Annotated in this window: 9 protein-coding genes; 3 read left to right on the top strand and 6 right to left on the bottom strand. The window is 66.7% G+C overall.

The window, feature by feature from the left end:
• From BRAS3809_RS03560 to fliI, 4 genes are all read right to left on the bottom strand, one after another.
• Window positions 1-882, bottom strand: an 882-nt coding sequence (locus BRAS3809_RS03560) for an anti-sigma factor domain-containing protein (RefSeq protein WP_240535590.1), incomplete at its 3' end; no start/stop codon positions are given.
• 105 nt (window positions 883-987) lie between these two features.
• Window positions 988-1,536, bottom strand: a complete 549-nt coding sequence (locus BRAS3809_RS03555; RefSeq protein WP_008960736.1) for a sigma-70 family RNA polymerase sigma factor — start codon at window positions 1,534-1,536, stop codon at window positions 988-990.
• Between the two features lie 141 nt (window positions 1,537-1,677).
• Complete coding sequence (gene fliJ, locus BRAS3809_RS03550; protein WP_008960735.1) at window positions 1,678-2,097, bottom strand: flagellar export protein FliJ; 420 nt, start codon at window positions 2,095-2,097, stop codon at window positions 1,678-1,680.
• 109 nt (window positions 2,098-2,206) lie between these two features.
• Complete coding sequence (gene fliI / locus BRAS3809_RS03545) at window positions 2,207-3,529, bottom strand: flagellar protein export ATPase FliI (RefSeq protein ID WP_008960734.1); 1,323 nt, start codon at window positions 3,527-3,529, stop codon at window positions 2,207-2,209.
• A gap of 439 nt (window positions 3,530-3,968) precedes the next feature.
• Here fliI and ctrA point away from each other — a divergent pair, with 439 nt between their 5' ends.
• The 3 genes from ctrA (at window position 3,969) to maiA (ending at window position 6,180) form a co-directional block, all read left to right on the top strand.
• Window positions 3,969-4,670 (top strand): response regulator transcription factor CtrA, encoded by a 702-nt coding sequence (gene ctrA / locus BRAS3809_RS03540; protein ID WP_006614002.1) that lies wholly within the window; start codon window positions 3,969-3,971, stop codon window positions 4,668-4,670.
• Window positions 4,671-4,947: 277 nt separating this feature from the next.
• Window positions 4,948-5,457, top strand: coding sequence for a cytochrome c (locus tag BRAS3809_RS03535; RefSeq protein ID WP_008960733.1), 510 nt, complete (start codon window positions 4,948-4,950; stop codon window positions 5,455-5,457).
• A gap of 51 nt (window positions 5,458-5,508) precedes the next feature.
• A complete protein-coding gene (maiA, locus tag BRAS3809_RS03530) occupies window positions 5,509-6,180 on the top strand; it encodes a maleylacetoacetate isomerase (RefSeq protein WP_008960732.1) in 672 nt (223 codons plus the stop codon).
• A gap of 20 nt (window positions 6,181-6,200) precedes the next feature.
• On the opposite strand, the gene BRAS3809_RS03525 is transcribed toward maiA, so the two are convergent.
• Both BRAS3809_RS03525 and BRAS3809_RS03520 read right to left on the bottom strand, forming a co-directional pair.
• Window positions 6,201-7,355, bottom strand: coding sequence for a TAXI family TRAP transporter solute-binding subunit (locus tag BRAS3809_RS03525; protein ID WP_008960731.1), 1,155 nt, complete (start codon window positions 7,353-7,355; stop codon window positions 6,201-6,203).
• Window positions 7,356-7,701: 346 nt separating this feature from the next.
• Window positions 7,702-9,933, bottom strand: a complete 2,232-nt coding sequence (locus BRAS3809_RS03520; RefSeq protein WP_008960730.1) for a tetratricopeptide repeat protein — start codon at window positions 9,931-9,933, stop codon at window positions 7,702-7,704.
• Between the last annotated feature and the right edge of the window lie 415 nt (window positions 9,934-10,348).

Genomic DNA, 10,348 nt, shown 5'->3' with positions numbered 1-10,348 from the left:
CCACAATTCGAAGCTCTTGCCGGGCTCCGGCGCAGCGCCGACGCGGCGCACCGTGTAGCTGCGGGTTGCGGAGTCGACTGTCAGGATGAAGGCGGGCGACGCCGCATCCTTCTGCAGCAGCGCGACGAACTGCGCGGCTGGCTCTGGCGCGGCCGGGACCTTGACCTGGACCGTCTGGATCTGCGGCTTGGGCTGCAGGCGCTGCGGCAGCAGATCCGGCCGATAGAGCTGGACCCCCACCAGCGCGAGCAGCGCCGCGGCGGCCGCCGTCATCACATTGGCGACGGCGCGCCACTGCCGCACCTTGGACGACAGCCGGACCACGTTGGCATTGTCGTTCGCGCCCTCCGGGACGGCCGACACGATACGGCGCGGCGTCCCCACGGGCGGCGCCCCTGCAGCTTCGGACCGGGTGATCTCAATCGGCGGCGCTTCCGGCTTCTTCGGCTCCACGGCGGTGGGCTCGATCCGCGAGGGCTCGATCTTGGGAGGCTCAACCTTGGGAGGCTCAACCTTGGGAGGCTCGGTCTCGGGAACGTCGGCGATGGGCGTCTCGCGCTTTGGCGGCTCGGCCTTCGCTGCATCGGCAATGACGGGCGGAATCTTCGGCGCCGGCGGCTCGGGCGGAGCGGCGATCACCGGAGGGGCAATGGCCGGCTGGGCCTCGATGGCTGGCGCCTCGACGACCGCGGCGGCCGGCCTCGACCGCGCGATCTCGGCCTTGATCCGCTGCCACAGCTCCGGGCGCGGTTCGACCAGGCCCACCATCTGGTTCAGCGAGCCGAGACGAAACTCCCATGCCTGGACCAGCGCCGCGAACGCCTGGTCGACGACCATCATGGTCTCGACCTGCGCGCGCTCGGCGGCGTCGAGCGTGCCCAACGCATATTCCGCCGCGAGCGCGATATGGTCTTCGCTATACGCCATCACAGGTCCAGGTCACGTCATTCACAAGATCTGTCGTTCAAGCTCAGTCCGAACCGCCCCTCATCCGATCCCGAGACATTGGCGGATGTCCATCATGCTCCGCCGCAGCCAGGTCTTCACCGTGTTCACCGGCGCCTCGAATTTGGTCGCCAATTGCTCGCGGCTCCAGCCGTTATAGTAGGCAAGGAGCACGAGCTTCTGCCGGTCGGGCTCGAGCCGGCCGACGCATTCCAGGAGGCGCTTGAGCTCCTCCGACATCTCGCGCCGCGCCAGCGGATCGGGCGTCTCGGCCGCGACCTCGAGCGCGGAGGGCTCGTCCTCCAACGACAGCTCGCCGCGTTTGCGCACCAGGTCGATGGCGCGGTTGCGGGCGATCGCGGCCATCCAGGTAATGGGGGAAGACACCGCCGGATCGAACTGGGCCGCGTTGTTCCAGACCTTCACATAGGTCTCCTGCACGACCTCCTCGGCGAGGTCCTGACGGTGCAAGATACGGAGCACGACGCCATAGAGTTTCGCACGCGTCGCCCCGTAGAGGCGCTCGAACGCGGCCTCGTCCCCCTTGGCGACCGCGGCAAGCAGCCCGACCAGCTCTGCCGGCGTCAGCATTCAGCGTCCCCGAAAATCGTCCCACTCCCTCGCTCGCACCTGCCTTCCCGTAGCACAGGTGGCGCGTTGCGCTCCAGCCGACGAAAAACCCGGACCTCGCGGCCCGGGTTTTCGATCTGCTTCGACCGCTGGCGGTCCTGCTCAGGCGATGACGCCGAGCCGGGCGCGCATCAGGCCGATACTGTCCATGTCGGCCTGTTCGCGGGCGCTCTCCTCGGCCTTTTCGCGGGCCTGGTCGCGCTCGTCGAGCAGCTCGACCTTCTTCATCTCCTCGAACGCCTCCGACAGAGCGGCCTTGGCGTCCTCGAGCTGGGCGCGCAGCTCGTCGGCCGAGCGCGTCAGGTTTTCCCGGCGCTGGATGGCGGCCTTGGCATAGGTGGGGTAGGCGAAATGGGTCGGGTCGTTGATGCCGGCCCGCTCCTGTTCGGTCTGGATCTCCCGCTCGAGCTCGGCCGACATGCGCTGGAAGTCAGCGATCATGCCCTCGATCTGCGTCACCCGGCGGCGTTTCTCATCCACCTGAAATTTCTTCAGACGGATCAGCGTTTCGCGCGACTTCATCGACTCATACTCCCCAGAAGTCCCGTAGACGGCGCGGGACAGGGCCGGCCGCCCTTGCTGGGCCCACCGACTAGGCTCGTTACATGGAGGGGATGATTACCCGACAAAGTTAGCTTTCCGTTTCCAACCGCCCCAGGATCTGCTCCAGCTCCCGATACCCTTGAGAAAGGGTACAGACCTCGTCCTTGCGCTGCCGCAGGAACGCCTCCAGCGGCTCGTGCAGCCGGATCGCCTCGTCGACCTCCGGGCTGGAGCCGGCACGATAGGCGCCGAGCCGGATCAGCTCTTCCATGTCGGCGTAGGTCGCCATCACCTGCCGCGCCCGCATGATCGTCGGCAAGAATACGGGGTCGGCCGATTTCGGCATCGTCCGCGATACCGACTTCAGGATGTTGATCGCCGGATAGCGGCCACGTTCGGCGATCGAACGCTGCATCACGACGTGGCCGTCGAGAATGCCGCGCACCGCGTCGGCCACCGGCTCATTATGATCGTCACCGTCGACCAGCACCGTGAAGATGCCGGTGATGGTGCCGTCGCCGCTGCCGGGACCGGCGCGCTCGAGCAGCTTCGGCAGCTCGGTAAACACGGTCGGCGTGTAGCCCTTCGCGGTCGGCGGCTCGCCCGCCGACAGCCCGATCTCGCGCTGCGCCATCGCAAAGCGCGTCACCGAGTCCATGAGGCACAGAACATCCTTACCCTCGTCGCGAAAATATTCGGAGATTGCGAGCGTCAGATACGCCGCCTGCCGGCGCATCAGCGCCGGCTCGTCCGAGGTCGCGACGACGACGACGGAGCGCGCCAGGCCCTCCTCGCCGAGATCGTCCTGCAGGAACTCCTGCACCTCGCGGCCGCGCTCGCCGATCAGCCCGATCACCGACACCGCGGCATCGACATTGCGCGCCAGCATCGACAGCAGCACCGATTTGCCGACGCCGGAGCCCGCGAAAATGCCGAGCCGCTGGCCGCGGCAGCAGGTCAGGAAGGTGTTCAGAGCGCGCACGCCGAGATCGAGCGGCGCCCCGACGCGCTTGCGCGAATGCGCCGGCGGCGGATTGTTGCGGTAGGGAACCGGCGCCGCGCCGTTCGGCAACGGCCCCTTGCCGTCGATCGGCTCGCCCATCGCATTGACGACGCGGCCGAGCCAGGCCGACGACGGCCGCACCTGGTTGGCCGAGTTGGCGATCACGGCGCGGCAGCCGCGCCGCACGCCCTCCAGCCCGGCGAACGGCATGACGACCGCATTCTTGCCGGAGAAGCCGATCACCTCGGCAGGAATGACCGTGCTGCCGGTCTCGATCACGATGCGGGCGCCGACCGACATCGCGTGGATCGGCCCGGCGATCTCCACCATGAGCCCCTTCACGCCGACCACGCGGCCGTAGGTGTTCACGGCGTCGATGTCGCTGATCTGCTCGGCAAGCGCTTTCATCGCACGAGTGCCTTCATCACGGACCCACCTTCATCGCGGCGCCGCCTCCATCACAAAAGAGCCTTCATTGCGAAAACCTTAAGTAGGGGCAGATTCGCTGCGTCGGTTTAACTCTGTGTTTACTCGCATCATTAATCATTGCGTCATGGTCTGGAGTGACTGACGTAGTGCGCTTTGCCGCCCCCCAAAAGCGGTGAGGAACGAGAGTCGGTTAGTTCCATCTCTTCACATGGAGCTTGAACGAGGACGGCTGAGAAAAACTGCTTCTTCGCAACACCTTACGGCGATTCGACAAAAATTGCACGGATAGAGCTTGCGCAGCGGAATCAGGATTTGTTAACCATCTCTCGTCAGGATCCGAATCAGTTGTTCAAAGGCGTTTTGAGTGCCGCGATGGCGGCCGACCTGACGCCCGGAGCGGCGACTATGGGGAACTGGCATGCGCGTTTTGCTGATTGAGGATGACAGCGCCGTCGCGCAGTCGATCGAGCTGATGTTGAAGTCCGAAAGCTTCAACGTCTACACGACTGACCTCGGCGAAGAAGGCGTCGACCTCGGTAAGTTGTACGATTACGACATCATCCTTCTCGACCTCAATCTGCCAGACATGTCCGGTTACGACGTGCTGAAGCAGCTGCGCGTCTCGAAGATCAAGACGCCGATCCTCATCCTGTCCGGCCTCGCCGGCATCGAGGACAAGGTCAAGGGCCTTGGCTTCGGCGCCGACGACTACATGACCAAGCCGTTCCACAAGGACGAGCTGATCGCCCGCATCCACGCGATCGTCCGTCGCTCCAAGGGCCACGCCCAGTCGGTCATCCAGACCGGCGACCTCGTCGTCAACCTCGACACCAAGACGGTCGAAGTCGGCGGCCAGCGCGTGCACCTGACCGGCAAGGAATACCAGATGCTGGAGCTGCTCTCGCTCCGCAAGGGCACCACCCTCACCAAGGAGATGTTCCTCAACCATCTCTACGGCGGCATGGACGAGCCCGAACTGAAGATCATCGACGTCTTCATCTGCAAGCTGCGCAAGAAGCTCGCCAACGCCTCCGAAGGCCGCAACTTCATCGAGACCGTCTGGGGGCGCGGCTACGTCCTTCGCGAGCCGCACGATCTCGACGAGCGCATCCCCGCCTGATCTTTCACTGGGTACTCCGGCGGGCCTCACAGCCTGCTCCTCCCAGACTGGACCCCGCCGCAAATGGCGGGGTTTTTGTTTCTGGTGGAGCGAAGGATGTCGCGCGCAAACTGCGGCTTTGCGAGATCGCATTCCCTGATTGGCTCCAAGTGACTTGAACTTCATCTCGCTTCGGATGGGCGCCCTCACGGTTTTCTGATCGGCGGAATCGCCAAAGCGGTTGGCGTCCGGCGTTCACCTTGTTTAGAAGCGTTCTAAATTCTTTGGGGAACGCGACATGCCTCTCGAAAAGCTCCGCCGCGCCATGCGGGCGGCGGCCATGGCCGCCGGCCTCGCCGGCCTTGCCTCGCTCGCGACCGTCGCCGGTTTGCGCGCGGAAGCGCCGCCGGCGTCGCCCGCCTATGTGCCGACGGTCAGCGATCTGATGATCGCCACCATTCAGCCGCGCCATATCAGACTGTGGCTCGCCGCGCGCAGCGGCAATTGGGCGTTCAGCGCCTACGAGCTCGGCAATCTCAAGGGCGCCTTCAACCGGGTGAGCCGCGCGCAGCCGCTGGTCGACGGCAATTCTTTCGCCGACATGAACGCGGCGGTGATGCAGCAGCCGATCGAGGCGCTGGCGCAGGCAATCAAGCAGAAGGACATCGCCGCCTTCGACCGGTCCTATGCCGAACTCACCGCGGCCTGCAATTCGTGCCATCAGGCCCTCAATCGCGCGGTGGTCGCGATCAAGGTCCCGCAAAACGCGAGCGTTGCGGATCAGGAGTTTGCGCCGGGCGTCGACTGAGGCAAATGAGCTGATCACGCGCGCGCTCCCGTGACGGAAGGAAACGGCCTGGTGAAGCTCTATTCGTTCTGGCGGTCGCTGGCGAGCTTTCGTATCAGGATTGCGCTCAATCTGAAGGGCATCGCCTACGAGCTCGTCACGGTCGATGTCGACCAGCAACAGCATCGAAACAGCGCCTATGCCGCGCTCAATCCGCAGATGGCGCTGCCTTCGCTGGTGCTCGTCGACGGCACCGTGCTGACGCAATCGCTGGCGATCCTCGACTATCTCGACGAGGCCTGTCCGGGGCCGGCGCTGCTGCCCGATGACGCCAAGGGCCGGGCGCGCGTGCGGGCGCTGGCGGCGATGATCGCCTGCGATGCGCATCCGCTGACGACGCCGCGGGTGCAGCGCTATCTCACCGAGGTGCTGCACCTCGACGACACGGCGCGCGCGGCGTGGCTCAGGCACTGGGCCGCGGAGATGCTCGGTGCGGTCGAGAAGCGGCTCGCGGGCGAGAGCGCCACGGGGCGTTTCGCCCATGGCGATGCGCCGACCATTGCCGACATTTGCCTCGTCGGCCATGCGCTGTTCGTGCACAACCAAGGCCTCGGTCTCGGCGCGGCGCCGACGGTGCAGCGCGTGGTCGAGGCCGCGATGGCGCTGCCCGCCTTCGCCGCGGCTCATCCGCTGGCGCAGCCGGATACGCCGGCGGCAATGCGGCGAGGTCCCGGGGCATCCTGAATCGTTCAACTCACGCAAAGCTATCTCGCCGGCTGGCCATCGCGCTTCATCCAGTCGCGGAACTGCTCGAACAGAACCTTGGTCTCGTCCTCGCTCATGCGGCGGCCGCCCGTGGCGTTTCGTGTGCTGATCCACGCGTCGAACTGCTGCTTGACGGCGCCATCGGCCACCGGCGGCCGGCTGCTCGCCAGCAACTCCTCCGCCGCGCGAAAGCGGGTCCAGCCGGGCAGCGACGAGGCGACGTTGATCTCGTTCCATTTCGGGTGGAAGGGCGGCTGCTTGAACTGGTCGAAGCGCTTGAAGAAATACTCGACGAAGCGTGCGACGCGGCGGTAGCGCTCGGTCTCCGGCGCCCAGTTGTAGACCGCCAGCACCTGCGGCACGCCGATCGTCTCGATGGTCTCGCCGGGCTTGAGCAGATTGGGATAGTCCTGCGAGGTCAGCCGCGTCGGCACGTAGTAGTCCTGCAGGCTGCGCGCGAACGGCACGGGCAGGAAATGAAAGCCGGGCTCGGGCTTGAACTTGGCGAACAGGTCGGTCGGCTTGCCGGTGACGTGCACGATGCCCGCGATCTCGCCGGTCCGCATCTTCTCGAGCGCGACCGAATTGTTCACGAACACCTTCTCCGCGCCGATCTGGAGGCGGTCGAACACGATGCCGCCGGTGAGGTTCGCCGCACTTCCCACCGTGTTGAACGAAACCTTCTTGCCGGCGAGGTCTTCGAGCGACTTGATCTCGGGGCGGACGTAGACATGCATCTCGTTGATGTAGAATGAGCAGATGTAGCGGATGCGGTTCTTGATGTTGGCGAGAGTGCCGTTGCGGACGAACTCGTCGAGCACGTCGGCCGAGGTGATGGTGACGTCGACGCCGCGCAGATACAGCAGGTCCTCGATGTTGCCCAGCGCGCCATAGGTCACCATCGGCAGCACGCGCAGGTTCGGGCGGTCGTCGAGAACCTTGGCCATCTCGGCGGCGAAGCGGATGTTGGTGCCCTCCAGCAGGCCGCCGGCGACGCCGACCGTCCACTCGTTGGACTCCTGCAGCTTGCCGCCTTCGCCGGCCGCGACGGCGGTGGCCGATCTTGCCGGCTTCGGAGCAGTCTGGGCCTCGACCGGCAGCGATGCCGTCAAACTCACGATTGCAGCGACGCAACTCAACAACGCGACCCGCATGCCCCTCATTCCCTTGCAGCCGGCTGTCCCGCGATGGTGAGCCGGCGATTAGTTGTCGGGCATTATCATCCTGCTCGACATGCGCGGTCTACTACTCGCCGGTTGGTAGAAATCAGCTAACGTGCTGGCATGGTCCCGCCACCAAAAAGCCGTATCTTTCATTTCGCCCTATCGGTGGCGGCCTCATTCCAGATCTGGCGTCGCCGCGCCGAGCCCTGTCAAAGGGCACAGGTGGAACTCCTGCGCCTCCTGGTTGCAGCGATCATCGCTGCTGGGCGTGCGTCGGACCGTCGTGCGCTCTGCGTCCAGGACACGACCGCGGCCGCGGCGATCGGCCTCGAGGCGGTCAGCCGTTGGCGTTGCCCCCCTTCGCGCAATAGGTCTGCCAGAATTGCCGGTACCCGGCCTCGACGCAGCGCGTGTAGTTGGCGACGTCGCCGGCCGGCGAGCGCGCGACCATGCCGGGCAGCTCGGCGCGCAGCTTCGCCAGCAGCTCCGGCTGGGCAGCGAAGGTCTTGGCGATGCGGATGTAGCCGTCGTCGTCGGCGGCGACCCAGTCGGGCAGCCCGGCCGCGGTGAGAATGCCGCCGGCCGCGCGCGAGGCCGCGCCGAGCCCCAGCTTCGCCACCACCGGGACGCCCATGTAAAGCGACTCGAACGTGGAGATGCCGCCATTCTGCGGGAACGGGTCCAGCGAGATGTCGATGCGCTCATACGACCGCAGATGCTCGCTGCGCTCGCTGGCGCCGAGGCAGACCAGGCGCGCGTCCGGCACGCCGCGGCTGACGAACCGGGCGACCAGCCCGTCGCGCACCATGGGGTCGTTGAGCGCGAGATGCTTGATGACGAGCTTCGCGTCCGGCACCTCGGCGAGCAGCCGCGCCCATAGTGCGATCGCCTCGTCGGAGATCTTGTCGATGCGGTTGTAGACGCCGAAGGTGACGTGGCCGTTCTGCAGCATCGGCAGGGGCGACGGCGGGATGTCGAGCAGCGGATCGATCGTGATCACCGAGGGCAGGTCGTGGACCTGCTCGGCGAACAGCGGCCTGACATGCTCCGGCACGGTCACCGGGTCGGCGAAGAAATAGTCCATCGTGGCAAGGCCGGTGCCGGTGCCGCTGCCCCAGGCCGTGACCTGGATCGGCGCCGGCTTGCGCGCGAACACCGGCATGCGCGTGCCGGTGGTGTAGCCGGAGAGATCGACCAGGATGTCGACGCCGTCGGCCTGGATGCGATCGGCGAGCTCGTCGTCCGAGAGATTGGCGGCCTCGACCCAGACATCGGCGATCGACTTGAACTGCGCCGTGAAGGCATCGTGCCGCGGCGAGGCCGAGTAGCAGTTGACCTGCACCTGCGTCTTGTCGTGGCCGCGCAGCACCGGCAGGAAGGCGAAGGCGGCCGAGTGGGTGCGGAAATCGGCCGAGACGTAGCCGACGACGATGCGCCTGGCAGGATCGAGCGAGCGCGGCGCCAGCTTCCGGCGGGGGAATTTCGAGCCGACCGCGACCCACCAATATTGCCGCGCCGCCTGCTGGGCGGCGAAATCGGCGCCCGGCAGGAAGTCGAGATAGAAGATCTTCTTGGTGATCGCCTCGTCATAGTCCGGCTGCACCGCCAGCGCCTGGTCGAACTGCGCGACCGCGCCGGCGATGTCGCCGAGCCGGCCGAGGCAGGCGCCGAGCAAGGTGAGGGCGGTCTGGGCGGCGGGGTTGGCGTCGAGCACGCGCCGGCAGGCTGCCATGGCCGGAGCGACGTTGCCCTTGAGGATGCAGATCTGCGCCTTGCCCTGCCATCCCAGCTGCAACTGCGGATCCAGCGTCACGGCGGCGTCGAAATCGGCTTCCGCGGCGTCGGTGTGTCCCGACAGCATGTAGAGCCGGCCGCGATGTGCCCGCAGTTCGGCATGCGCGGGCCGCGCGGCCAGGGCCGCGTTGAAGGTCGCTTCGGCCTGCTCGAAATGGTGCAGCTCGAGATGCGCGAGCCCCTTGTTGACCATCGCCTCGAAATGGGTCGGGTTGTACGTCAGCGCGCGCTCGGCGCTCGCCGCGGCGGCGTCCCAGCGCCGCAGCATCATCTCGGCGACGGCGCGGTTGCTCCAGGAATCGACGTCGTCCGCTTTCAGCTCGAGCGCCCGCATCGCATTCGCGAGCGCGGCTTCGCCCTGCTTCAGCCGCAGCAGGGCGATGGTGAGGTTGCGCAGGGTGATCGGCGCGTTGGGGCGCAGCGCCAGCGATCGCTCCAGCGACGCGCGCGCCTCCTCGTAGCGCTCGCAGTTCACCAGGGCCCAGCCGAGATTGGAATGCGCGTCGGCCGAGTTGGGCTCGAGCGCCACGGCCTGTGCCAGAAAGGTCGTGGCCTCGGCGAAGCGGGCCGACGACACCAGCGACACGCCGAGCAGATGCATGGCGTCGAAGCAGCCGGGCACCTCCTGCAGCAGCTTCGCGCACAGCGCCTGGGTGTCCGCCTGCCGACCGGCGCGGAACGCGGTGTACGCCGCCGTCAGCTGCGTCTCGATCAGCTTCTTCTGCTTCTTTTCCTGCCGCGCCTTCTGGAAGGCGCGCGAACCGACGGTGCTCAAGGGATCATGTCTCCGGGCGGACAGGAGAGGGCTGACAGGACAGGCGATGCGGTCGAGCGGCTGCAGCCGCCACCGCGCCATGCCGCAGCCGGCGACCGGGCCGCCGCCATGCCCGGCGGCAGCGAGGCCCAGGGGACCCAGGGGGTGTCCTGTGGTTGTCCGGTCGCCGGCCGCGCGCAACGCGACGCGGCGGAGCTTGCCCGCGCCATGGTTAGCAAATGGTTAACGCGGGCGGCGGGAGGGATGCGGAGCCGGGAAACCCGGGACGAGTGGCGCATGACGATCTCCGCTCACATCAGCCTCATGCGGCGACGCCTGCACGGACATGCCGCAGCGGTCTCGCGGCGCAGGGCGCCCGAGCTTTGCATCAGCTTGCGCCCTCGATCAGGGGAGGGCGCAGGGAAGGCCGGGCGCC

This window comes from Bradyrhizobium sp. STM 3809, from assembly GCF_000239795.1.
Taxonomy (GTDB): domain Bacteria; phylum Pseudomonadota; class Alphaproteobacteria; order Rhizobiales; family Xanthobacteraceae; genus Bradyrhizobium.
This window is presented reverse-complemented; position numbering and strand designations above follow the sequence as displayed.

What these genes read in the sequence shown, in the direction of transcription:
- BRAS3809_RS03535 (WP_008960733.1), top strand. Translation starts at nt 4,948, where the DNA reads ATGCCTCTCGAAAAGCTCCGCCGCGCCATGCGGGCGGCGGCCATGGCC.
- BRAS3809_RS03555 (WP_008960736.1), bottom strand. Translation starts at nt 1,536, where the DNA reads ATGCTGACGCCGGCAGAGCTGGTCGGGCTGCTTGCCGCGGTCGCCAAG.
- BRAS3809_RS03525 (WP_008960731.1), bottom strand. Translation starts at nt 7,355, where the DNA reads ATGCGGGTCGCGTTGTTGAGTTGCGTCGCTGCAATCGTGAGTTTGACG.
- fliI (WP_008960734.1), bottom strand. Translation starts at nt 3,529, where the DNA reads ATGAAAGCGCTTGCCGAGCAGATCAGCGACATCGACGCCGTGAACACC.
- ctrA (WP_006614002.1), top strand. Translation starts at nt 3,969, where the DNA reads ATGCGCGTTTTGCTGATTGAGGATGACAGCGCCGTCGCGCAGTCGATC.
- fliJ (WP_008960735.1), bottom strand. Translation starts at nt 2,097, where the DNA reads ATGAAGTCGCGCGAAACGCTGATCCGTCTGAAGAAATTTCAGGTGGAT.